Here is a 24785-nt window from a genome sequence, read left to right on the forward strand (position 1 = left end):
AGAGAAAATATTATAAAGGAGAATACTATGAAGGCAAGAATTCCAAAGGGTATGGGCGGCGGCCCACAGAATATGCAGGCAATGCTTAAGCAGGCTCAAAAAATGCAAGAGGATATTGAGGCAAAAAGACTTGAGCTTGAGCAAAAGGAATATGTCGTAACATCTGGCGGCGGTATGGTGGAAATCACTATGACCGGCAACCATGAGGTTAAGGCAATAGGCATCAATCCGGAGGTTGTTGATCCCGAGGATGTAGAAATGCTTGAGGATATGCTTGTAGCAGCACTTAACGAGGTTACTCGCCAAATTGACGAAGAGGCTGAAAGAGAGCTTAATTCCGTAACAGGCGGCTTAAACATTCCGGGACTTTAATTGATATTAGGTAGGTATAATAGCTATGGGGTACAATCTTGCACCGCTTCAAAACTTAATAGATCAGTTTGAACGTATGCAGGGTATCGGGCACAAAACCGCACAGCGTATGGCGTTTTATGTGCTTGGTCTTTCCGATGCACAGGCACAGGAATTTGCCAAGGCAATTACAGATGCCCACTCCAAAATCAAGCAGTGCAAAATTTGCTGTGATTTGGCTGATGACGAGCTTTGCCCTATTTGTAAGGAAAAGGATAGAGATAAAAGCATTATCTGCGTTGTGGAGGACCCGAGAGATGTTGTTGCCATAGAACGCACTAAGGAATACAAGGGCACATATCACGTGCTCCACGGTGCCATTTCGCCTATGGATAATATAGGTCCCGATCAGATAAGGATTAAGGAGCTTATTGCTCGGCTCGGCAGCGGAGAGGTTGATGAGGTCATAATGGCAACAAATCCTACTGTTGAGGGCGAGGCTACGGCTATGTATATTTCACGCTTGCTGAAGCCTATGGGTATCACTGTCAGCAGACTGGCTTACGGTGTGCCTGTCGGTGCGGATTTGGAATATGCCGATGAGGTAACGCTGTCAAGAGCAATCGAGGGCAGAAGCGTTATTTAATACCAAAATAAAGGAGTGGATAGACTTGATTGAAAAAGAGAATACTACCATTGCAACCAATAAAAAAGCCTACCACGACTACTTCGTTTTGGATAAATATGAGGCAGGCATAGAGCTTTTCGGCACAGAAATAAAGTCAATTCGTGCAGGCAGAGTTAATCTTAAGGATAGCTTTTGCAGTGTGGATGACGGCGAGATGTATGTTATAGGTATGCATATTTCTCCGTACGAAATGGGCAATCGCTTTAACCGTGACCCTATGCGTAAGAAAAAGCTCCTGCTTCACAAAAAAGAGATAATGAAGCTTTTTGGCGAAAGTCAGCAGCAGGGTCTGTCAATAGTTCCGCTGGAGCTGTACATCAAAAAAGGCAGAGCCAAGTTGTCAATCGGGCTTTGCAAGGGCAAAAAGCTTTATGACAAGCGCGCCGTTGAGGCTAAAAAAGCAGCAAACCGTTCAATAGAACGTACACTTAAGGAGAATTACAGATAATGAAAAGGACCTGTGTTGATTGCGGTAAAGCATTTGAAATAACGCCGAGTGAAGAACAATTTTATCGTTCAAAAGGTTACAATTTACCTAAGCGTTGCAAAGCTTGTCGTGATAATCGTAATGGCAAAAATATAATAACTGTAAAAGAAAACCGTCCTATACTAATCAACATTTCTATTACTCTTATAGCAGCAACAATAGCATTTGCCTTTTTTACAAAAGATACTTTAAACAATAATACTTCTGTAATTATTTGCTACATTGTTTCTGCAATTTTATCATTACTTTGTTTAATTTTTTCAAGAAAAACAATAGAAGTCGATTTATCGTTTAACAGCAAATATAAATATGGGTTTTATGATGCCGAAAGCTTATATACCCATTATAAAAAACACGGAAGAGAAACCAAATGCAAATCCGCAGAAGAATATCTCATAAAAGCTATCAATGTAATAGAAAACAGGAATGCAATTCATAAACAAACCGTTGATGATGACACAGCATATTACATTGCCCAAACAGGCGAATTTGTAGTGGTTTCACCGGCAAAATACATTCGAACATATTATAGAACAAACTATACATATTATCTAAAACAATAATATTTAATATACGGGGATGAAAGGATTTCGACGGGGTCGGAAAACCTTGGTCAGCGAGTAGTGGAGTTGCACCACTTAAAAAGTAACAACTTAAAATTAACTGACAATAAAACAGTTTCTTTGAAGGCTGCGTAAGCACCCTTCCGTTCTCACCGATAGTGCCACGGATTGGATGAGAGCGTCGATTAGTGGCGAACATGAATAAGAGAGTGCTTCGGCTCTTATCAGGAATCAGAGGCTACCGTAGCATATAGGCTGTTTGCCGCCGATGTGTGAGGGGAATCCCAAATGACAAACTACACTCGTAGAGCCCTTGGCAATCCTGCTTCGGACGCGGTTTCGATTACCGCCATCTCCACCAAAATAACAACCGCCATACTTGGTGGTTGTTTTTTGTTATGGAGATGAGCAGCGTAATCGAAACCGCCTTCTATCAATGCGGAACAACCGCACTGCGCAGAGCGAAGCTCGTTGCGGAGTGCGATTACCGCCATCTCCACCAAAATAACAACCGCCATACTTGGTGGTTGTTTTTTGTTATGGAGATGAGCAGCGTAATCGAAACCGCCTTCTATCAATGCGGAACAACCGCACTGCGCAGAGCGAAGCTCGTTGCAGAGTGCGATTACCGCCATCTCCACCACGTCGTCACAAGTTACGTATCGCTTGTGACGATTTTTATTTTTAATAAAAAATCATCACGCACTCACTCCACTGCTCCTCCTTTCCCCAAAAAGTCTTTGACTTTTCGGGGACCCCGATGGACAATAACATAATGTATAATAAAAAGAAAACAGCCCGTCTGACTGTTTTCAAAGTGTTTTATTAATGCTTGCATTTGCAAAAAATTGCAATCATTGCTTATCAGCGCTTTCGTTCCCATACACATCAATCCTGTAAAAAATATCAACGACCGATAACTCAAAATTATAATTCATAAAAACAATATACATATGAAAATATTCATTTTTATTGACAAGAACAATATAAACAAATATCAAATAATTATGAAATTTTGAAATAAAAGTTAAAGCTAAGTCTGCATTTGAGCAAACTTGCTTTTTGTTGTTAAAATGAATGTAAGCAAATTCAGCTAATTACACATTTTTTGAAGAAGTTTTAGTCTATGTACATTTTTATCTTGTCACAGTGGTCAGCCAATGACTTGTCTGCTTCATTAAATTCTTCTGTAAAGGATTGTAAGCTTCCGGTTGGATTAATTACCAAGTTTGAAAAATCATTATATTCGTCATACAATGCCAATAATGCTTTATAAGCATCTTTATGTTTTGATGGTGGATTTTTCATTTCTTTCATCATATTAAGAATGCTTTTTTGTTTGATTTGGATATTGGCTACCTTTTCTGTAAAATCTTTATCGTTATATAGGTTATCCAGTGAGTCGTTGAAATCTTCGTTAAATTCGTTATTTTCCTTTGTGTATTTGTCAGTATCTTCACTAGTTTCTTTAAAAATAGTATTATACCATACATCATGTATCAAATTGCCACATTCTTCTGCTTCAATACCACTTGATATTATTTCATAACATATTGCATTTAGATTTTGCTGGTATGTATATGATTTATATTGGTTGACACCAACCCAAATCAGTAATGCTGCAATCACCAATATCACTAATACTACAATTGGATTTTTCTTTTTTTTAGACTTCTCAGCATAAATGTTTTCATATTTAATTATAGGACAACCACAGTTAACGCACTTATTGGCATTATCACTGATTTCTTTTCCGCATTCAGGACAATTGATTAATGCCACAATAACATCTCCTTTTAATCTTCATCATCTTCCCATTGCTGAATCCAATTATAAACATTATGAATTGATTCAAGATAAAGAACGAATGACTTCTTGTTTTTATCTTTATTTTTGTTTTTTAATTTAAGATATTCGTCCCTTATCCAATTCCAGCCATTTTCATATTCACGTATTATATTAAGTTTCCAATCAATATTCTGAGAAGGCTTTCTTAATTCAAAAGAATATTTACCATTTTTCCAGTTCTTAAGATAGTAATAACCATCATCAGGATCATCACTTGCATAGTAGATGATTGCTAAATCACAACCATATGTTCTTTTTTTAGTCTTTCTATCTATACAAGCAAAAGTCAGTGCAGAAGTAGAATCTTCAGGGCAATTAAATCTTGTGCCTTTAACCGCCTTGTTAAAAGCATTCATGAAATCTTTGTTTACAACATCAGGCAAGTATTTATAACCATGTTCAGGAGGCTCAATTATAAGATTATAGTCAAAATCGTAACCTTTATTACCACCCTTGATCCGTGTAATCAAGTGTCTTCGACCACTGCCAATCAATTCAAAATAAAATGGAGTTTCATATTTTTCTTCCATAATTATTTGAGCTCTTTTGATAACGGATTCGATTTCGTTTTTTACTGGGCTATATTCAGCGCGAGTCACATATTCGTATTTTTGCATAAAAACCTCCTATAACCCCAAACCGTCCAATTAGTATCATTACTAAATCATATCAGTATAACATAATTTTTGATTTTGTCAATATGATAAATTCATTTTATTTATAGTTTGTAACACATCTATTGTAAACCTATACTAAAAACATTTCTGTTTATATCATTTTTATTGACAACAACTCGCTAACAAAATATTATATAGTTATGATTAAAATTATGTTTGTGTGCCACGGGAACATTTGCCGTTCGCCGATGGCTGAATTTGTGTTAAAGGATATGGTTAGGCGCAGAGGCTTGGAAAAGGATTTTGTAATTGTCTCCTCTGCTACCAGCACGGAAGAAATATGGAACGGTGTGGGCAATCCCGTTTATCCTCCTGCAAGGGCTGTTCTTGAAGCTCACGGTATTAACCCAAGCGGTAAAAGAGCCGTTCAGTTGAAAGCGAGCGACTATGATAAGTATGATTTGTTCATCGGTATGGACAGTGCCAACATTCGCAATATGACGCGTATTCTCGGCGGAGATAAGGACAACAAAATCCATAAGCTGATGGAATACACAGGCAGTAGTGCAGATGTTTCGGACCCTTGGTACACCCGTGACTTTGACAGGTGCTACAAGGACATCTATGCCGGCTGCGAAGCGTTGCTGAACAGCTTAATATAATTATTGATTGAAACTACGAAAGGATGAATTTTTATGAAAATTAAACCATTTAAGATAACAAGCGAGGGTAATGCATTAAGAGGAATAATGCTTAATTGTGATGCGAAAGTGCCTAAAAAGGCAGTCATTTTGTGCCACGGATTTGCAAGCAATATGCTGATTACCTCGCCTTATGCAAAGGCATTTACAGACGCAGGATATACTGTAATTATGTTTGATTTTTGTATGTCAGGCAGTGGAATTTCCGGTGGCAATAGTGTAAATATGAGCGTACAGACTCAAAAGAAAAATCTTTTTGATGTGCTTGAATATGCGAAAAATCTTGATTTTGTTGACAACAATCACATAACCCTTTGCGGTTGCAGTCAGGGTGGACTTGTATGCTCGTTAGTAGCGGCCGAAAAAGAGGATGAAATTGAGAGGCTGATTATGTATTATCCCGCCCTTTGTATTCCCGATGATTCAAGACGCGGATGTGTAATCGGAACAAAGATTGACCCAAACAATGTGCCTGACAGCTTTTACGGTGTTTTTGTCAAGCTCGGCAAAAAGTATGTTGAGGATGCAAGAGCACTTGACCCTTATGAGCAGATTTGCACCTTCAAAAAGCCTGTTTTGATTATTCACGGAATTGAGGACAAGCTCGTTAAGATTGAATATTCAAGAAAAGCGAATGAGAGATATGAAAATTGCGAATTGATTGAGGTTCACGGAGACCACGGATTTATCCTAAAGGGCTTAAAAGCCGGCAAGAAAGCAACTGCAAAATATTTGAAGGATTTGGCTTTTTAATGTGCTATGAAAATTTTAATTGATGCAGACGGTTGCCCTGTTGTAAAGCAGACAATCGAGATAGCAAAAGAGAAACAAATTGAGGTTATGGTGTTTTGCGACACAAGCCACATTATAAACAGTGATTACGCAAAAACCGTAACCGTTTCAAAGGGTGCTGACAGTGTTGATTTTGCACTTGTTAATCAGGTCAGCCGAGGAGATATTGTTGTCACGCAGGACTACGGACTCTCTGCAATGGTGCTTTCAAAAGGCGGTAAACCAATCACTCAAAATGGGCTGATAATAAATGACAGCAACCTAACAATGCTACTTACAACACGCCACGAATCAAAGAAAGCAAGAATGGCAGGTGCCCACCTAAAAGGCCCAAAGAAAAGAACCAATGAAAACGACAAAGCCTACAACGAAATCCTAAATAAACTAACCAAAAAGAAACGAGCAGAAATATTATCAATGTAAGACAAGCAGTAATTATAAAGTCAAAATAAGCTCTCTTTGCGATGGGAGTTTTCTTTTGCACTATTTCAGGTGCAGAAAATTATATTATGGAAAAATAGTAAAAGCCGACAGGTAGAAATATTCATAATTTTGGTGTATAATAGGAAATTAAAAGAAAGACAAATTTTGAATTTGCAAAGATCATTTCTCATAAAAGGAAAGTATGACTTGATGGCATGTAACTGTTCACGCAATTTTGTCATTGAGAGGAATTTCAGATTGTATGGAAATAAAAAACTACAAAAAGACACTGATTACATGTTATATAGGATTTATTACGCAGGCAATTGTTGCAAATTTTACGCCGCTTCTGTTTTTGCGATTTCATGCCGAGTTTAACATACCGATTGCGCAAATCGCCCTGATTTCCACTGTTTTTTACATTGTTCAAATTCTTGTGGATGTATTTTGCGCCAAATTTGTTGATCGGATCGGATATCGAAAATGTGTGGTTGCATCGCAAATTACTTCTGCCGTGGGCTTGATTTCATTGGCTTTTTTGCCAAGCCTTCTGCCAACCCGCCTTTTGGGAATTCTGATCAGTGTTGTGATCTACGCTGTAGGAAGCGGACTGATTGAGGTTTTGGTCAGTCCTATTGTGGAGGCCTGTCCGTTTGAAAATAAAGGCAGCGTGATGAGCCTGCTTCATTCCTTTTATTGTTGGGGCGTGGTGGGCGTTGTTTTTGTCTCAACGTTGTTTTTTTCGCTGTTTGGTATTGAAAACTGGCGTATCATGGCCTGCCTGTGGGCGATCGTTCCGTTCATCAATGCATACAATTTTTCAATATGCCCAATTGAGCGTTTAGCGGAGGAAGGCAAAGGAATGACGCCGAAAGAGCTGTTGAGTAAGCCCGCCTTTTGGGTTTTTATCCTTTTGATGATCGGCGCAGGTGCAAGCGAAGCATCCATGGCACAATGGGCGTCTGCTTTTGTTGAATCTGCTCTGGGGTTTTCAAAGAGCATCGGGGACTTGATCGGCCCTTGTATGTTTGCGGCAACTATGGGCCTCAGCCGACTCCTGTACGGCAAATTCGGTCATAAAATAAAATTGCTGAACTTTATGCTGGGTTCCGGAGCTCTGTGCTTGATATGTTATTTGATGACAGCTATCTCCTCTCGGCCGATCTTCGGACTGCTGGGCTGTATTCTCTGCGGATTTTCTGTGGGGATCATGTGGCCGGGTTCGATCAGCATTTCTTCAGCCCGGATGCCCATGGGTGGAACAGCCCTGTTTGCCTTGCTTGCTATGGGCGGAGATCTGGGGGCATCTATTGGTCCGAGCGTCATCGGCATCTTTACGCAGAATGCAAATGATAATATGAAAGCCGGAATGCTTGCGGGAATCGTTTTTCCTATACTGTTGATCGTTGCGATTTGCATTATAAAATTCTTCATCCCATCAAGCAAGCACGACACTTAGTCCCTGCGTTTTCATCGACAACCTTTGGTTTGTCAAACTAACTCTAAATAAACAAAGACTGCTTACTTCGTGTAGGCGGTCTCTTTCTTAGTATTCGTACGGCGGGTGAGGGGTGGATTTGAACCTGTCTATTACGATTTGGTATCGCTCACAGGCATTTGCCACAGCCTCGTCCCAGCTGATGTAGATGTTGTCTCTTGCTTTTTCACCGACACGGTTGAGCAAATCCTTGTTGTCAATAATACTGTCAATGGTTTTTGCAACACTGTGTGCAGATTCAAGACATAAAAAGCCTGTTTCACCGTCGGTAATGCCCTCTGATGCACAGCTGTCTGCTACCACTATTGTTGGTGTTGCAGATGCGGCTGCCTCACGCACAACAAGACCGTTGGTATCAAATATTGACGGAAACACCTGAACATCGGCTGTTGCGTAGTAGATTTGCAGCTCGTACCTGTCATAAAGCTGGCCGGTAAAAATGACCTTATCATTCAGTCCGAGCTTGGTGCAATATCGCTTGATTTGAGCTTCCTCGGGACCCATACCAATCATTATCATCCTGAAATCCCTGCCGTTTGTTTTTAGTGATTTGCAGGCATCAAGTATGATTTTGATATTCTTATACCACATCATTCTGCCGACAAACAGCAAAACAGGTACATTAGGCGGTATGCTGTGCTTGCGCCTTATCATTGCACGCATATCATCCGTACATTCAAATTTCGGCAGGTCACAGCCGTTTGGCATAACAACAAAATCACCCTCGTATCCAACCTTGCGCAGGCTGTCAACGGTGCCGTGGCTGGTAACCCAAACCTCATCTGCACATTTAAGGTTGTTGAGCAAAAAGCCGTAAGCCCTGTGCCTAATTGCCCAAAGAGGCACGCGCTCTTCAATATCGTACTCATACTTTGTGTGATATGTTAAAATTTGAGGGATACGGTGAAGCCTGTTGATTCTTCTGAAAAAGTAGCTTGTTGCCATGGGACAATGGCTGTGAAGAATATCAAAATCCTTTGCAATAATGTCAGTAGCAAATTCCTTTTTGAACGGCCAACCTACAGGATAGCCCTCGCCAAAGGTGAACAGGCTTTGGTATCTGTAAATCTCGTACGGATACTTATAATCCTCTTGATTCGGATTTTTAGGGGTTACGATAACCGCCTCGCCGTACTTGTCATTAATTATATCTGCATAGCATTTTGCAACGGTGCTTATTCCGTCTATTGTTGGCGGAAAAGACTCTGTACCTATTGCAATTTTGAGTTGCTTATTCATATACATTACTCCTTGTCGCCATTATATCACAGCGAAAATCATAAGTAAACCAATTTATTTTTAATCTGTTCTTGATTAATGCTAAAATGTATTATATAATAAAAATGATTAAGCTTTTATGAGGTGTAAAGCTATGGCTGAAAAATACTATATAACCTTAAAAAAGATTATTGAGGACAATAATCTTGAGATAGTTTATATCCCAATGTCTGCCGACGAAATCCACATTACCACAAATGAGGTTAACCGTCCCGGCATTCAGCTTGCGGGATATACTGATTATTTTGATCCTCTTCGTGTGCAAATACTCGGCTGGACAGAGCTTAGCTTTTTGCAGAATATGTCGGATATCGAAAGAGAAAGAGCACTTGGATATTGGCTCAGCCTTCATCCTGCGGCAGCAGTTGTAACAAGGGGTCTTGATATTCCTGATTATTTTGTGGATGCCTGTGCAAAATATGAGGTTCCGTTGCTTAAAACCTCAAGGGAAACCTCACCGTTTTTGGCATCTCTTATTGCACAGCTTAACCGTGAGCTTGCCCCGAGAATAACCCGACACGGCGTTCTTGTTGAGGTTTACGGTGAGGGTGTTCTTATCGTAGGCGAAAGCGGTGCCGGCAAGAGCGAAACGGCTATCGAGCTTATCAAAAGAGGTCACAGACTTATTGCCGATGACGCTGTTGAAATTCGCAAGCTTGGTGACAACACTCTTGAGGGCTCGTCTCCGAGCAACATACGTCACTTCATTGAACTCAGAGGCATTGGCATTATCAACGCAGGCCGTATCTTCGGTATGGGTGCGGTTAAGCCAAATGAAAAAATTGATATGGTAATTCAGCTTGAGGAATGGGATGCCACAAAGGCTTATGACCGTTTGGGCATAGATAATGAGTACACAAAGCTTTTGGATGTTAAGGTACCTGTTATAACCGTGCCTATCACACCGGGCAGAAACCTTGCAGTCATTGTGGAAACAGCGGCAATGAACAACCGTCAAAAGAAGATGGGCTACAACGGTGCAAAGGAGCTTATGCAGGGTCTTGGCATTGATGACTTGGAGCCGACGGAAAAAGAGCTTGATTTGTGGACTCATAACGAATAATAAAATTGGTAAATTAAAAACAAAGGGGAATATTATTATGTACAGAATCGGTATTGATTTGGGCGGAACAAATATTGTGGCGGCAGTTGTTGACGACGATTGCAAGATTATTGCAAAGGCAAAGACTCCTACTGCTACTCCTCGTTCGGCAGAGGAAATTTTTGATGACATCGCAAAGGTGGCAAAGCAATCGGTAGACGAAGCCGGTCTTACTATGGATGACATTGCATCCGTAGGTATGGGCTCTCCCGGTACGGTAAATGCCGAGGGTGTTATTGAATATGCTAACAACCTTGGCTTTGACCATATTCCTGCAAAGGAAATGCTTATTGAAGGACTTGGATGCAAAAATGTTTACATAGAAAATGACGCAAACTGTGCGGCTCTCGGTGAGGCTGTTGCAGGCTGTGGCCACGGTGCAAAGGACTTTGTTGCAGTAACCTTGGGCACCGGTGTCGGCTCAGGTATTATTGTTGACGGCAAGATTGTTTCAGGCTCAAACAATGCGGGCGGCGAGTGCGGTCATACGGTTATTGTTGTTGACGGCGAGCCTTGCACCTGCGGAAGAAAGGGCTGCTGGGAGGCTTATGCTTCTGCAACTGCGCTTATCAACCAAACAAAGAGGGCTATGGAGGAATATCCTGATTCTGTTATGCATGAGCTTGCAGCAGAGGAAGGCAAGGTATCCGGCAGAACTGCATTTGATGCAATGCGCAGGGGCGATATTGCAGGCATTAAGGTTGTAGACAAGTACAACAAGTATGTTGCCTGCGGTCTTATCAACCTTGTAAATATTTTTCAGCCGGAGGTTATCTGCATAGGCGGAGGTATCTGTAACGAGGGCGAAACACTTTTGCGTCCTATCCGCAGATATGTAGAGAGCGAAAGATATAGTGTTTACTCAAAGGTTCAGTCAAAGATTTGCAAGGCAGAGCTTGGCAATGACGCAGGCATTATCGGTGCCGCTCTTTTGGGTAGGTAATAATTAATCGGGTGAATTTTTTTGACAGAAATTAGTAAATTTTTAGACAGCGCAGGTATTTCATACAGCGAAAACGAGCCTATGAGCCTTCACACCACCTTCAAAATAGGCGGTCCTGCAAGGCTTGCGGTTTTTCCTAAAAGAGAGGAGGAAATATCTGCAGTAATAAAAAAGTGTAATCAATACGGTGTTCGCTTCATTACGGTGGGCAACGGCTCAAATTTGCTTGTGGCTGATGAGGGCATAGATGCAGTGGTTATAATTCTCGGTAAGGATTTTGCCGAGGTGACACTGATAGGCGACGACGTCATTTATGCAAAGGCAGGTGCGTCGCTTATGAAGGTGTGCCGTTTTGCCTTGGAAAACAGCCTGTCCGGCTTGGAGTTTGCGTACGGTATTCCCGGCTCGTGCGGTGGCGGTGCGTTTATGAATGCAGGTGCCTACGGCGGTGAGCTTAAGGACGTAATGTTTAAGTGTGATCATATTGATGCAAACGGAAATGTCGGCAGTCTTGAGGGTGATAAGCTTGAGCTGTCATACAGACATTCTGCATATTTTGACAACGGCGGCATAATTACAGGCGTTTACTTTAAGCTTAAAAAGGCTGACGCAAACGAAATTAAAGCCGCTATGGATGACTATATGAGCAGAAGAAGGGATAAGCAACCTCTTGAATATCCGTCTGCCGGCTCAACATTTAAGCGACCGGAGGGGCACTTTGCGGGAGCGCTGATTGAGCAATGCAACCTCAAGGGCACAAGTGTCGGCGGTGCCGAAATCAGCACAAAGCACGCAGGCTTTGTTATCAACACGGGCAACGCAACCTGTAATGATGTTTTGCAGCTTTGCAAAAGGGTTTCAGATACCGTTAAGGAACAAACGGGTGTTGATTTGGAAATGGAAGTAAGAGTTACAAAATAAAGACATAAGGGGATTATGATATGAAGGAAATAGTTTTACTTACCGGTGTTTCGGGTGCAGGTAAATCAACCGCCATGGGCTTTATGGAGGATATTGGATATTACTGTATCGACAATATGCCCGCAGAGCTTATAGGCAGGTTTATTGAGCTTATTGAAAACTCGGAAACATACAAAAAGATTGCTATTGTTACCGACGTTCGCTCGGCAGGTGTGTATTCAGAATTTTCAAAGAATATTCAGGGGCTTATGGACAGCAATGATTATATTGTAAAAACAATTTTCCTTGATATTAAAAATCATGTTGCCCTTAAAAGATATAAGCTGACAAGAAGAAAGCATCCCTTTGCCGATATGTTTAACGGCTCGCTTGAGGAGGCCCTTAAATACGAAAAGGAAATTTTAGCCCCTGTCAGAGAAAAGGCAGGTTATATTGTTGACACCTCCGATTTGGACGCAAATCAGCTTCGTGAAAGATTGACACAGATTTTGCTCAGCGACGAAACAGAGGTTATGAATCTTCACATTGTGTCATTCGGATTTAAGCACGGTATTCCTGCCGACGCAGATTTTGTGCTTGATGTAAGATGTCTGCCAAACCCTTATTGGATTGAATCAATGAGGAATAAAACAGGTCTTGATAAAGAGGTTAAGGATTATGTCTTTAGCTTCGACGAGGCATACGGTATTTTGGAAAGAACCAAGAATTTGCTTGATTACCTAAACCCGTTGTACATACGTGAGGGTAAAAGTCAGATAGTAATTGCTATCGGCTGTACAGGCGGTAACCACAGAAGCGTTGTTTTTGCAGAAGCACTTAAGGAATATTTCTCTCGCAAGTGGGATAATGTTACTGTAAATCACCGTGATATTGAAAGACAATAGGCAGAGGTACGGTAGAAATGTCGTTTTCTTCTCAGGTAAAAAAAGAGCTTGTGGAATTGCAATGCGAAAATAATTGCTGTAAAAAGAGTCTCCTTTACGGAATGGCTCTTTTTTCAAAGAGCTTTTCATATAAGGAGATAGTGTTTCAGTCAAAGAGCAAGCCTACGGCAGAGCTGTTTTGCAGCTTGTTAAAGGAGCTTTGCTCAATTTCTTCATCAATTAAGGAATCGCCATCGGGCAAGCTGTACACGGTTGCGATAAAAAGACCGTCCGGCGCATCTAAAATAATGGCATATTTAGGGCATGAAAAAAACGAAACAAGCCTTAGGATAAACTTTTCAAATTTTGATTGTGACGATTGTCAAAGTGCCTTTCTGCGCGGTGCGTTTTTGGCGTGCGGTGCCGTATCATCGCCGGAAAAGGACTATCATCTTGAGTTTTCCGTTGCGTATATGAACCTGTCGAAAAGCCTTGTTACTGCCCTGCAGGAAAAGGAGCTTTCTCCAAAGCTTACAAAGCGAAAGGGATATAACATTATATATTTTAAGGACAGCGAGGAAATTGAGGATTGCCTTTACATTATGGGTGCAGGCAAATCCATGTTTGATATGATGAATGTTAAAATTGTTAAGGAGATTCGCAATACTGCAAACAGAAAGGCAAATTGTGAAACTGCTAACATCGAAAAAACCGTTGCCGCCGCATCTCCTCAAATTGCCGCTATTATGAAGATAGAAAGAGAAAAGGGGCTTGACTCTCTTTCCGATCCGTTAAGGGAAATGGCCGAAATAAGAATGGAAAATCCGGACTCCTCTCTGACAGAGCTTGCCGAGATGTTTGATCCTCCGATTAGCAGAAGCGGAGTTAATCATCGTCTTTCAAGGCTTGTAAAGATAGCTCAGGAGCTTTAAGAGGTGAAAATATGTTTACTCATCTTCATTTGCACACACAGTTTAGCTTGCTTGACGGCGCCTGCCGTTTGAGCGAGCTTGTCAGTCGTGCAAGGGAGCTGGGTATGACCTCGCTTGCAATAACCGACCACGGCAATATGTACGGTGCCGTGGATTTTTATAAGGAGTGCAAAAAGCAAGGCATAAAGCCTATTATAGGGTGTGAGGTGTATGTTGCACCGCACAGCCGATTTGATAAGGACAAGACTCGTGACGGTAAATATTCACATCTTGTTTTGCTGGTTAAAAATGAGACCGGATATAAAAACCTTATTAAAATGGTGTCGCAATCCTTTACCGAGGGCTTTTATTTTAAGCCGAGGATTGACAGGGATTTGCTTGAGGCTCACAGCGAGGGACTTATTTGTCTTTCTGCCTGCGTTGCCGGTGAAATCCCGCAGTACCTTTTGCAACGTGATTATGACTCTGCCAAAAGGTCTGCCCTGTGGTATAATTCCGTTTTTGGTGAGGGCAATTACTATTTAGAGCTTCAAAATCACGGGCTTGATGAGGAACGTGTTGTTGCCGACGGAATTAAGCGACTTGCTGATGAAACGGGTATTCCTCTTGTTGCAACAAACGATGTGCATTATGTCAGGCGCGAGGATGCCGAAATTCAGCAGGTGCTTATTTGTATTGCAACAAACCATATATTAGGCGAGGATACGGGGCTTGAATTTCATTCCGACAGCTTTTATCTTAAAAGCGAGCAGGAAATGGCAGAGCTGTTTGCCGACACCCCTCAGGCAATTTCAAATACGCAGGTAATCGCGGAAAAATGTAGCTTTGATTTTGAATTCGGTACAACAAAGCTACCGTATTTTGAAACTCCTAATAATATGAATCACTATGATTTCTTTAGGCAAAAGTGCTACGACGGTCTTTACGAAAGATACGGCAAGGATGTGCCGCAGGTTTACATTGACCGTCTTGAATACGAGCTTGAAACCGTAGAAAAAATGGGATATACCGACTATTATTTGATAGTTCAGGATTTTGTAAGATTTGCGAAAAGCAAGGGCATTCCCGTCGGTCCGGGCAGAGGCTCGGGTGCAGGCTCAATAGCAGCATATTGCATAGGCATAACAGACCTTGACCCTATGAAATATGATTTGATTTTTGAGAGATTTTTGAATCCCCAGCGAGTTTCGATGCCGGATTTTGATATAGATTTTTGCTACGAGAGGCGTGGCGAGGTAATAGATTATGTTACAAAAAAATACGGCGCAGACCATGTTGCGCAAATTGTAACCTTTGGTACCCTGCAAACAAAGGCGGCTCTGCGAGATGTCGGCAGAGTGCTTGGTATGTCTTATGCAAGGGTTGATGCAATTGTGAAAATGATACCCAATGTTTTTCACATTACACTTGATGATGCTGTTAAAAAAAGCAAGGAGCTTAGGCAGGCTATGGACGAGGACCCACAGGTTGCAAGGCTTGTTGAGATTGCACGCAAGGTTGAGGGTATGCCGCGCAACACATCAACCCACGCGGCAGGTGTTGTTATTACGCACGATCCCGTGTCGTCGTATGTTCCCCTTGCAACAAACGATGATTTGGTTGTAACGCAGTACATTATGACTACTCTTGAGGAGCTTGGATTGCTCAAGATGGACTTTTTGGGTCTTCGTACATTAACCGTAATTGATGATTGTGCAAGAGCGTGTAACGTAGACATTGAGCATATTGCCATTGATGACGAGCAGGTTTACAGGCTTTTTTCGCGAGGACAAACTGAGGGTATATTCCAATTTGAGTCGTCGGGAATGAAGCAAATGCTGATGAGCCTTAAACCGACAGGGCTTGAGGACTTGATAGCGGCTACATCGCTTTACCGTCCCGGTCCTGCAAGTCAAATTGATACCTTTGTGCACAATTCAAACAATCCGCAGGACATCACATATGATACGCCTATGCTTGAGCCGATACTGAAAAACACCTACGGTTGTATGGTGTATCAGGAGCAGGTTATGCAGATTTTCCGTGAGCTTGCAGGATACAGCTTCGGCAGGGCTGATGTTGTGCGTCGTGCCATGAGCAAAAAGAAGCACGATGTTATGGAAAAGGAACGCTCGGCTTTTGTTGACGGCTGTGCAAAAAACGGTATTGCTCAATCGGTTGCCAACGGAATTTTTGATAAAATAAGCGATTTTGCTTCCTACGCATTTAACAAGTCTCATGCCGCGTGCTATGCTCTTGTTGCATACCGTTGTGCGTATCTTAAAAAATATCATCCGTCGCAGTTTATGGCGGCATTGCTTACATCGGTGCTTGATAATTCAAACAAGGTTGCACGATATATTGCAGAATGTAAAAGGCTTGGTATTCGCCTTGCACCGCCTGATATTAACAGCTCTATGAAGGGCTTTACCGCAAGCAGTGACAAGGTAATAAACTATGGCCTTCTCGGTATTAAAAACCTTGGAAATGATTTTATTGAGGACATAATCAGAGAACGTCAAAACGGCAGATACAAGGATATATTTGATTTTTGTTCAAGGCTTCAGGGCGGAAAATTTAACCGCAGAGCCGTTGAATCACTTATCCGTTGCGGTGCGTTTGACAATATGGGGGCTAACAGAAAGCAAATGCTCAACGCCTTGCCGGTTATCCTTACAAACATAGAGGAAAAGTACCGTCGTACAATGTATGGTCAGGTTGGACTGTTTGATTTGAATGATGATTTCAGCGACAGCTTTGAAATGCCAAATGTTGAGGAATATTCCAAATCAGAGCTTTTGCAAATGGAAAAGGAAATGACAGGGCTTTATCTGTCAGGTCATCCAATGGATAGATTTGATAATTATGTGAAAAGGGCAGGCTGTGTTCGCACCTACGATGTGCTTGAGGCAGGCAACGAAATGTCAGCCGTTAAGGACGGCTCTGTTGTTACTCTTTGCGGAAGCATAACCCGAATTTCCGTTAAGCAAACCCGAAGCAATAATATGAATATGGCATTTGTAACCCTTGAGGATTTGTACGGTACTGTTGAGATTGTGCTGTTTCCAAAGGTGTTTGCTCAATGCAGTATGCTGATTACACAGGGCAATGTTATTGCTGTTAAGGGTACCGTATCTATCGAGGAGGAAAAGGAACCTAAAATCTTAGTAAACTCGGTTATTGAGCCAAATGCAGATGTAACGGCACAAAATGTTGAGCAAAGGTCAAAGCGTAACGGCTTGTTTCTAAAGTTTTCGTCAAGAGGTGATGAACGCGTTAGGAGTGCCTCTGAAATTCTTGCCGGATACAGAGGAGATTTTCCTGTGTACTATTATTTTGCAGACGAGAAAAAATATGAAAGGCTGAAAAAGGAGCTTGGCTTTTCATATAATGAAGATGCCGTGGCAAAGCTTCGAGGGCTTCTCGGCGACGATAATGTGGTTGTGAGGTTTTAGCTTGTATCCTTTTGATACTTGACAATATTTGTAAAATTAAGTAAAATAGATATATTGCTTAACATTAAATATTTTTATATATTGAACGGAGGAAATATAATGAAAACTATCGCAGTTTTAACAAGTGGCGGTGACGCTCCGGGCATGAATGCTGCAGTTCGTGCAGTTGTAAGAACAGCCTGCGAAAACGGAATTAAGGTTTACGGTGTTATCCGTGGCTATAACGGACTTATCAACGGAGATTTTATCGAAATGGATTTGCGTTCTGTTTCCGATATTATTAACAGAGGCGGTACAATCCTTTACTCTGCGCGTAGCGTTGAGTTTGCAACCGAGGAGGGTATGCGCAAGGCAGTGCGCACCTGTCAGGAAAAGGGCATTGAGGGTGTAGTCGTTATCGGTGGTGACGGTTCATTCCGCGGTGCTCGTGACTTAAGCGAAAGAGGTATCCCCTGCGTTGGTATTCCGGGCACTATTGATAATGATATTGCCTGCTGTGATTACACAATCGGTTATGACACCTGTCTTAACACTATTATGGAAATGGTTGACAGAATCCGTGACACATCGGAATCTCATGACAGATGTGCTGTTATTGAGGTAATGGGCAGAAGAGCAGGCTACCTTGCACTTAACGCAGGTATTGCATGCGGTGCAACTGCTATCCTTATTCCTGAGGTTAAATTTGATATTGAAAAGCACGTTATCGACAGAATGAGAAAAACCCAAAGAACCGATAAAAAGCACTTTATCATCATTGTTGCAGAGGGCTGCGATGTAGATGTAAACGAACTTGCTCAACACATTCAGGAAAAAACAGGTGTAGAATCAAGAGCAATGGTTCTCGGTCATGTTCAGCGCGGCGGTTATCCTACAGTTAAGGACAGAGTTATGGCAACACGTATGGGTAACTACGCCGTTAAGCTTCTTATGAACAACATCGGCAACAGAGTTGTTGCCGCTCAAAAGGAAGAAGTTGTTGATTACGATATTTTTGAAGCACTTAATATGAAAAAATCTATTGATATGAACCTTTACAATATTGCACACGAGGTTTCAATCTAACTGTTACATACAACAATCATAATACAGCAGTGCCGTAAGCTTTTTATTGCCTACGGCATTTGTATTGTTTCTATTTTTTTCCTGTGGAAATAATGTGCTCAATATGATACAATTTCCACAAAGGAGCATATATGCCTACAACAAAAAAGAAAATTAAAAAAAGACCTGCAAGAAAGAGAAAAGACACTCAACGCAAAATCATAATCACTGCGGTTGCGTTGGTGCTTGCAGCAGCGCTTGCGGTAACGGGTATTGCGGTTTCGCACACAGGCAGGAAGCTTCCAAACCCGCTCGTCGCTCTTGATAAGGATAAGGCATACGGTGTTGATATATCTCACCATAACGGTAAGGTTAATTGGAAAACGCTTAAAAACGAGGTTGACTTTGCTATCATCAGGGTTGGCTATCGTGGCTATCAAAACGGCGCTGTGTGCATAGATAAAAATGCAAAAAAGAATTTAAGAGCTGCCAACGAAGCAGGAATACCTGTCGGTGTTTATTTTTACACTCAAGCCGTAAATGAGGATGAGGCAAGGGAGGAGGCAAGAGCCTGCCTTGATGTTATTAAAAAATATGACATCTCTTTGCCTGTGTTTTATGATTTTGAATATCCGACCTTTAACGGTAAGCACACGGGCAGGCTTTTTGAGGCAGGTCTGACAAAAAAAGAAAATTCACGTCTTATCAATGCCTTTTGCACAGAGATTGAGGACGCAGGCTATCAAAGCGGAGTGTATGCATCATCATTTATGTACAAAAGCAATTTTAAGATGAGTGAGCTTTACAAATCAATATACATTTGGGTGGCTGATTACAACCCGTCAGTTACCTATAACGGTGATTATGACCTTTGGCAGTTCAACGATAAAGGGCAGGTTAACGGAGTAAAAAAGAGGGTTGACGAAAATTATTGGTACATAAAAAATTAAGGGGATAAAAATGAGGAAAAATAGTGCAAAAAAACTGTTTGCGTTGGCACTTGCTGCCGTTATTGCAGCGTCGCCGATAACTGCTTTTGCGTTTACAAGCTCAAGCAGGTTTACAACAAAAACCTATACCCATCAGGACAGATTTTTCAACACCGGTATTCAAGAGGGTATTGATGTTTCCTATCATAACGGAAAGCTTGATTGGGGCGTTATTAAAAATGCAGGGGTGGATTTTGCCATTATCCGTGCGGCATACCGTGGCTACGGCAAAAATGGCACCTTGGTTAAGGATACCGAGTTTGCAAACAATATTATGAACGCACAGGCACAGGGTATTCCTGTCGGTGTTTATATTTACTCACAGGCTATTACTACTGCCGAGGCGGTGCAGGAGGCAAATTTTATCCTTGATATTATCAGCGGATACAGCATCGATTTACCGGTTGTGTTTGACTACGAGTTTGCGGGCGTAGAGGACGGAAGGCTTGATTCTGCTTGGTCAAGCGGAAAGCTTAATAAAAGCAAAATGACAGATATTACACTCGCATTTTGCGACACTGTAAAAAATGCGGGCTACGACGCAATGGTTTACGCAAACAAATCGTTTTTGAATACCAATATTGATCACACCGCTATTGAAAACGCAGGCTATCAGGTTTGGCTTGCTCATTACACAACCAATACAAATTACACGGGTGAATACAAGATTTGGCAGTACACATCGGACGGTTCAATCCCCGGAATTGCCAATAAGAGATTTGACTGTAACTTTATGTATTCAGGCTCTTTACCGAGCTCTGCACCGAGGATTCTGCCTATTCCTAATCAAACCTATACAGGCTATGAAATTTGCCCGGAGGTTAAGTTGTCGTACGGTGATTATATTTTAACCGAGGGTGTAGACTACACAACATATTATCAGGATAATGTTGAAATCGGAACGGCTACAGTAAACGTTGTGGGCATCGGTATGTTTAGCGGATACATTGATCTAAAGGCAAGCTTCAACATAGTTGCGCAAACTGTTGAAAATATGAGGTGCACATCCACCTCGTCAAATTCCGCAAATATCGAGTGGGATGCGGTAAACGGTGCCACCGGCTACATTGTTCAAATTCTAAAGAACGGCAAGTGGACCAATGCAGGCACATTTACCGATACAAAGGCAACTGTTACAGGTCTTGCTGTCGGCTCGCTTAACTATATCCACATTGCCGCATATACAAATGTTAACGGTAAAAATTATGTCGGTGCATACAACAAGCACATTACTGTTTCAACACAGCTCGGCCCCGTAAACACAAGGGTATCAAAGTACACCAATTCGTACATTACTCTTGCTTGGGATAAGCAAACGGCATCAAACGGCTACGAGATTTACAGTTATGATTACGGCAAAAAGAAATATGTGCTGTACAAAACAATTACAAACGGCAACACAGGCTCATACAAGATAACAGGTCTTTCATCAAATAAAAAGTACAAGTTCAAAATCCGTGCATATAAGCTTGTTAACGGCAAAAAGACCTATGGCTCATTGGGTAATTGGGTGCTTCAGTACACATCGGTCAAAAAGCCTACATTAAAATCAGCAACATCTCCGTCAACCAAAAGAATAAAAATGACCTGGTCAAAGGTCAGCGGTGCAACAGGCTATCAGGTTATGTGGTCTACATACAGTGATTTTTCACAAAACTATTTGACAAAGTCGGTTTCATCAAAAAATTTGTCAACTACATTGACAACCGCAAAGTCAAAGAAAACCTACTATGTTAAGGTAAGAGCATACAGAACAATTTCGGGCAAAAAGGTTTATTCACCCTGGAGCTCAAAGAAAACATTAAAAACAAAGTAAAAAAACGGCACTCAGTGCCGTTTTTCTCTTTTATTATTTTATTATGTGTGATATAATTGTTTTATCATTTATTGTGAGGATAAATATGAAAAGGATTATTTCTGCATTGATAGCTATGTGCGTTGTGCTTTGTGTTTGCTTGCCTGCATATGCTCAATCAAACGCAACGCTTAATATTTCAAAAAATGATATTGGTGAAAAGACATCTCCGTCCCTATATGGCTTAACTCTTGATGAAGATTCGTTTGCGGTTGACGGCGGCTTGGTGTCCAATATGGTGTGCAACAATTCCTTTGAGTATGCCGACAATCCTGAATATGCGTGGAGCTTTAACGGTGTGTCGCCGGTTGTTTCATCTCAAGGGGCTGTCAATTCCAACAACCCAACCTACGAAACCGTAACCGTTGAGTCATCGGGAAATATGATAAACAGGGGTTATACTCCGCTTTTTGACAGCAAGGGTAATTATGACGAGGCTGTTGCCGACGGTGCGGGTATGAGCTTTGTAAAGGGCAAAACATATCTGTTTTCCTGCTACCTGAGGAATGTTGACTTTGAAGGAAAAATCGGTGTGTTCATCGACTCAAAGGGCAACAAAGCAGACCCTGTTCAGCTAAACATTAATTCCGTTAGCCAAAAAACATGGACAAGGATTAATGTAAAAATTAAGTCAAGTGCAACAGAAAGCGGTAGGCTCGGTATAAGCTTTAACGGCACAGGCTCGGTGTGTATTGATTATGTTACACTTTGCCCTGATGACAGCTACGGTACGGGGGATGAATGGAAATATGTTACCTTGCGACAGGATATGGTGGATGCAATTAAAAACCTTAAACCGTCATATTTGAAATTTCCGGGTGCGTGCTCGGTTGAAGATACAGATTTTTCGTGGAAAAACACTATCGGCGAGCCGGCACTTCGTAAACAATGTGCAGGTGCCGAAAACGATTATTCAAAGGGCATTGCCGTAAACAACACAAGTCTTATGGGGTATCACGAATACTTTCAGCTTGCAAGGGATATAAATGCCGTTCCCGTTGCCGTTGTGGGTGCAGGTGTTGCCTGCCAAACAAACGGCAGGTATGAGGCGTATTTGCAGGCAATGAACAAAACATATATGACCGATGAGCAGTGGGAGACATATCTTGTAGATGAATGCGGATATAAGAAGAGCGAGGTTGCTCAAAGAACGCAGTACATTGACTCGCTCGGTGTAAATAGCGTAGATGATTTTGATGCCTTTGTTGACAGTATGTCGCTCAATCCCGACACGGCGGAATTCACAAATTATGCACAGGATGTGCTTGACCTTATTGAGTATGCAAACGCTCCGTCAACAGCAGGCTATTGGGCGTCACTTCGCAGTGCCAACGGCAGCGAGCAACCGTTTAACCTTAAATATATTCAGGTTGGCGGGGATAACTACGGTGATGTATATTGGCGTAATTTTGAGGCATTAAAAAAGATAATTAACAAAAAATATCCCGATATTGTTGTTTTGGCTTCAACCGGCTTTGCAGGTAACGGAGTAGAGTTTGACACAGCGTGGAACAGAATAGGTACAGATGCCATGGTCAGCGAAAACGTGACGGACAGCAGTGAATACCCCTTGTCACAGTTTGTTACAAGGTACGACAGCTATGCAACCGACGGTACGGATGTAATGGTGCAATACAAAAGTGAGGCCTTGAAAAAAGGCACACAGATAAAAGACAACAATCTTTTTTGTGCCGTGCAGGAGGGCGCGTTTGCTACGGGTATTGAACGCAACAGCGGTGTTGTCAAAATGTCGAGCTATATGACTGCGTTTTCTAAAATAGATGCCGGTAAAAACACGCAAAGCCTTGCTTGGTTTGATAATGAAAGTATAGTTCTGACACCAAGCTACTACACGCAAATGATATTTGCGGGTAATTACGGGGGCAACTATGTCAATTCCAATCTTTCGGCTGATGATGACGGCATATATCAAAGTGTAACTATTGATGAGGGAGCACAGGCATTGTACATAAAGCTTGTTAATGTCAGCGGTTCAAGGCAAACCTTAAGCATAAATCTGAGTGGCTTTGATGACATTTCGGTTGCATCAATGCAAAGTGTGGGTGCAGATACAAAATCATCATTTAACAGCCCTAAAAAGCAAACCATTGCTCCCATTCAGCAGGATTTGGAATTTGAGGCGAGTAATATTGATGTTGAGCTTTTGCCTTACAGTGCCAATGTTGTAAGAGTGGGATACGGTCAAAACAGCGGGGCCGGCTTTTTTAACCTGCCCGACGGTATAGATACGGAGGTTAAATCAAATATTCCTATGGGAACTGTAATTTTTATTATTTTGGTAATTGTGTTATTTGTTTTGGGTAGCTTTGGCGGATACTTTGCCTATTCAAAGCTTGTGCTTGGCGGCAAGGGTATCAAGGATGTAAAAAGAGCAATGAAGGAGAAAAAGGACGATGACGCCGGCAAAGAAGAATAAAATCACCTTTATTTCCTCTGTTACTTCTCCCGAGAGGGCATATGCCAATATACCTGAGCTTGACGGATTTGATGTAAAATTTTTTACCATACTTGACGATTTTGACAAAATTATTGAAAATGCGCCCGACACCGAGTTTTTGATTGTTGATGCTATGGGTAAGGTTAATGCACAGGTGATTGATGCTATGCCTAACCTACGGCTTATTCAGTCGGAGGGTGTTGGCTATCAGGGCATTGATGTTGATTCTGCTTCGAAAAGAGGTATCCCTGTTTGTAATAACAAGGGCATCAATGACACTGCTGTTGCCGAGTCCGCTGTGTTCCTAATTCTCGCCTGCCTTAAAAACTATAATGAGGGCGTCAAGGCAGTTTATGACGGCAGACAAATAGAAAAAAAGGCAGAATCCTTTGGTGTTGTAAAAGAGCTGTCGGAATGTACGGTAGGACTTGTCGGCTTTGGTGATATAGCACGGCAGACCGCAAGGCTGTTAAATGCCTTTGGTGCAAGGGTTGTGTACTATAACCGCACAAGGTATAAAGAGCTTGAAGATGAGCTTTGCGCCGAATATGTCAGCCTTGATGAGTTACTTAATATGAGCGATTTTGTGTCGCTTCATCTTGCGGTATCCGATGAAACAAGGGAGATTGTTAATGCTGATTTTCTTGCAAAAATGAAAAAAACGGCATTTCTTATCAACACCGCAAGGGGCGACTTGGTGGATAATCTTGCCCTGTACGATGCATTGAAAAACGGCAAAATAAAGGGCGCAGGGCTTGATGTTATTGCTCCGGAGCCTGTCACGGCAGACAATATCCTGCTTGATGAAGCAATAAAGGATAAGCTGATAATCACCCCGCACATAGCAGGAATTTCAGCACTTACGGTCAAAAAGCTATACCGCAATTGCTATGATAACATTCAGCGTGTACTAAACAATGAACAACCAAATAACAGGATAAATTAAAAGCGGATTGAACTCGATGTTCAATCCGCTTTTTCCCTCCCTTACAATAAAG

22 protein-coding genes and 1 other RNA gene are annotated in these 24785 nt (G+C 41.7%); 20 read left to right on the forward strand and 3 right to left on the reverse strand.

Annotated elements, in window-relative coordinates; genetic code table 11:
* Window positions 1–27: 27 nt before the first annotated feature.
* From Q0P34_RS02770 to ssrA, 5 genes are all read left to right on the forward strand, one after another.
* Complete coding sequence (locus Q0P34_RS02770) at window positions 28–372, forward strand: YbaB/EbfC family nucleoid-associated protein (RefSeq protein WP_294952554.1); 345 nt, start codon at window positions 28–30, stop codon at window positions 370–372.
* Between the two features lie 25 nt (window positions 373–397).
* Entirely contained in the window at window positions 398–997 is a 600-nt protein-coding gene (gene recR / locus Q0P34_RS02775) for a recombination mediator RecR (RefSeq protein ID WP_294952557.1), read from the forward strand.
* Window positions 998–1022: 25 nt separating this feature from the next.
* Complete coding sequence (gene smpB, locus Q0P34_RS02780; RefSeq protein ID WP_294952560.1) at window positions 1023–1487, forward strand: SsrA-binding protein SmpB; 465 nt, start codon at window positions 1023–1025, stop codon at window positions 1485–1487.
* Entirely contained in the window at window positions 1487–2089 is a 603-nt protein-coding gene (locus Q0P34_RS02785) for a zinc-ribbon domain containing protein (protein WP_294952563.1), read from the forward strand. Before smpB ends, Q0P34_RS02785 begins: the two co-directional genes overlap by 1 nt.
* 12 nt (window positions 2090–2101) lie before the next feature.
* Window positions 2102–2450: a transfer-messenger RNA gene (gene ssrA, locus Q0P34_RS02790) on the forward strand.
* 758 nt (window positions 2451–3208) lie between these two features.
* On the opposite strand, the gene Q0P34_RS02795 is transcribed toward ssrA, so the two are convergent.
* Together Q0P34_RS02795 and Q0P34_RS02800 are read right to left on the reverse strand one after the other, a co-directional pair.
* A complete protein-coding gene (locus tag Q0P34_RS02795; RefSeq protein ID WP_294952566.1) occupies window positions 3209–3871 on the reverse strand; it encodes a zinc ribbon domain-containing protein in 663 nt (220 codons plus the stop codon).
* A 14-nt stretch (window positions 3872–3885) separates the two neighbouring features.
* Window positions 3886–4554, reverse strand: a complete 669-nt coding sequence (locus tag Q0P34_RS02800; RefSeq protein ID WP_294952569.1) for a hypothetical protein — start codon at window positions 4552–4554, stop codon at window positions 3886–3888.
* A gap of 200 nt (window positions 4555–4754) precedes the next feature.
* On the opposite strand from Q0P34_RS02800, the gene Q0P34_RS02805 reads away from it, so the two are divergent.
* The 4 genes from Q0P34_RS02805 (at window position 4755) to Q0P34_RS02820 (ending at window position 7929) form a co-directional block, all read left to right on the forward strand.
* Window positions 4755–5216: a low molecular weight protein-tyrosine-phosphatase gene (locus Q0P34_RS02805; protein ID WP_294952572.1), complete on the forward strand. Its 462-nt coding sequence runs from the start codon at window positions 4755–4757 to the stop codon at window positions 5214–5216.
* Window positions 5217–5249: 33 nt separating this feature from the next.
* The gene (locus Q0P34_RS02810) at window positions 5250–6008 is read left to right on the forward strand and encodes an alpha/beta fold hydrolase (RefSeq protein ID WP_294952574.1); all 759 of its coding nucleotides are present in this window, start codon (window positions 5250–5252) and stop codon (window positions 6006–6008) included.
* Window positions 6009–6014: 6 nt separating this feature from the next.
* A complete protein-coding gene (locus Q0P34_RS02815) occupies window positions 6015–6470 on the forward strand; it encodes a DUF188 domain-containing protein (RefSeq protein ID WP_294952577.1) in 456 nt (151 codons plus the stop codon).
* 262 nt (window positions 6471–6732) lie between these two features.
* Window positions 6733–7929, forward strand: coding sequence for an MFS transporter (locus Q0P34_RS02820; RefSeq protein ID WP_294952580.1), 1197 nt, complete (start codon window positions 6733–6735; stop codon window positions 7927–7929).
* Window positions 7930–8016: 87 nt separating this feature from the next.
* Here the strand turns inward: Q0P34_RS02820 and Q0P34_RS02825 are convergent, their stop codons facing one another.
* On the reverse strand, window positions 8017–9207 hold the full coding sequence (locus Q0P34_RS02825; protein WP_294952582.1) for a glycosyltransferase: 1191 nt from the start codon (window positions 9205–9207) through the stop codon (window positions 8017–8019).
* Window positions 9208–9340: 133 nt separating this feature from the next.
* Between Q0P34_RS02825 and hprK the strand changes: the two genes are divergently transcribed.
* The 11 genes from hprK to Q0P34_RS02880 all read left to right on the forward strand — a co-directional run bounded on the left by hprK (window position 9341) and on the right by Q0P34_RS02880 (window position 24733).
* On the forward strand, window positions 9341–10309 hold the full coding sequence (gene hprK, locus Q0P34_RS02830) for an HPr(Ser) kinase/phosphatase (RefSeq protein WP_294952585.1): 969 nt from the start codon (window positions 9341–9343) through the stop codon (window positions 10307–10309).
* 37 nt (window positions 10310–10346) lie between these two features.
* Window positions 10347–11291 carry an ROK family protein gene (locus tag Q0P34_RS02835; RefSeq protein ID WP_294952588.1) on the forward strand — a complete coding sequence of 315 codons (945 nt, stop codon included), beginning with the start codon at window positions 10347–10349 and terminating at the stop codon, window positions 11289–11291.
* A gap of 21 nt (window positions 11292–11312) precedes the next feature.
* On the forward strand, window positions 11313–12212 hold the full coding sequence (gene murB, locus Q0P34_RS02840; RefSeq protein WP_294952591.1) for a UDP-N-acetylmuramate dehydrogenase: 900 nt from the start codon (window positions 11313–11315) through the stop codon (window positions 12210–12212).
* Window positions 12213–12232: 20 nt separating this feature from the next.
* On the forward strand, window positions 12233–13096 hold the full coding sequence (gene rapZ, locus Q0P34_RS02845) for an RNase adapter RapZ (RefSeq protein WP_294952593.1): 864 nt from the start codon (window positions 12233–12235) through the stop codon (window positions 13094–13096).
* A 17-nt stretch (window positions 13097–13113) separates the two neighbouring features.
* Window positions 13114–14007 carry a DNA-binding protein WhiA gene (whiA, locus tag Q0P34_RS02850; RefSeq protein WP_294952596.1) on the forward strand — a complete coding sequence of 298 codons (894 nt, stop codon included), beginning with the start codon at window positions 13114–13116 and terminating at the stop codon, window positions 14005–14007.
* 11 nt (window positions 14008–14018) lie between these two features.
* Window positions 14019–17441, forward strand: coding sequence for a DNA polymerase III subunit alpha (locus Q0P34_RS02855; protein ID WP_294952599.1), 3423 nt, complete (start codon window positions 14019–14021; stop codon window positions 17439–17441).
* Window positions 17442–17540: 99 nt separating this feature from the next.
* Window positions 17541–18506, forward strand: a complete 966-nt coding sequence (gene pfkA, locus Q0P34_RS02860; RefSeq protein ID WP_294952602.1) for a 6-phosphofructokinase — start codon at window positions 17541–17543, stop codon at window positions 18504–18506.
* Between the two features lie 131 nt (window positions 18507–18637).
* On the forward strand, window positions 18638–19435 hold the full coding sequence (locus Q0P34_RS02865) for a glycoside hydrolase family 25 protein (RefSeq protein ID WP_294952605.1): 798 nt from the start codon (window positions 18638–18640) through the stop codon (window positions 19433–19435).
* A gap of 10 nt (window positions 19436–19445) precedes the next feature.
* Complete coding sequence (locus Q0P34_RS02870; protein WP_294952608.1) at window positions 19446–21290, forward strand: GH25 family lysozyme; 1845 nt, start codon at window positions 19446–19448, stop codon at window positions 21288–21290.
* Between the two features lie 85 nt (window positions 21291–21375).
* On the forward strand, window positions 21376–23766 hold the full coding sequence (locus Q0P34_RS02875; protein ID WP_294952611.1) for an alpha-L-arabinofuranosidase C-terminal domain-containing protein: 2391 nt from the start codon (window positions 21376–21378) through the stop codon (window positions 23764–23766).
* Window positions 23744–24733 carry a 2-hydroxyacid dehydrogenase gene (locus Q0P34_RS02880; RefSeq protein WP_294952614.1) on the forward strand — a complete coding sequence of 330 codons (990 nt, stop codon included), beginning with the start codon at window positions 23744–23746 and terminating at the stop codon, window positions 24731–24733. Before Q0P34_RS02875 ends, Q0P34_RS02880 begins: the two co-directional genes overlap by 23 nt.
* Window positions 24734–24785 lie beyond the last annotated feature (52 nt).

This window comes from uncultured Eubacterium sp., assembly GCF_945980375.1.
Lineage (GTDB): Bacteria > Bacillota > Clostridia > Oscillospirales > Acutalibacteraceae > Eubacterium_R.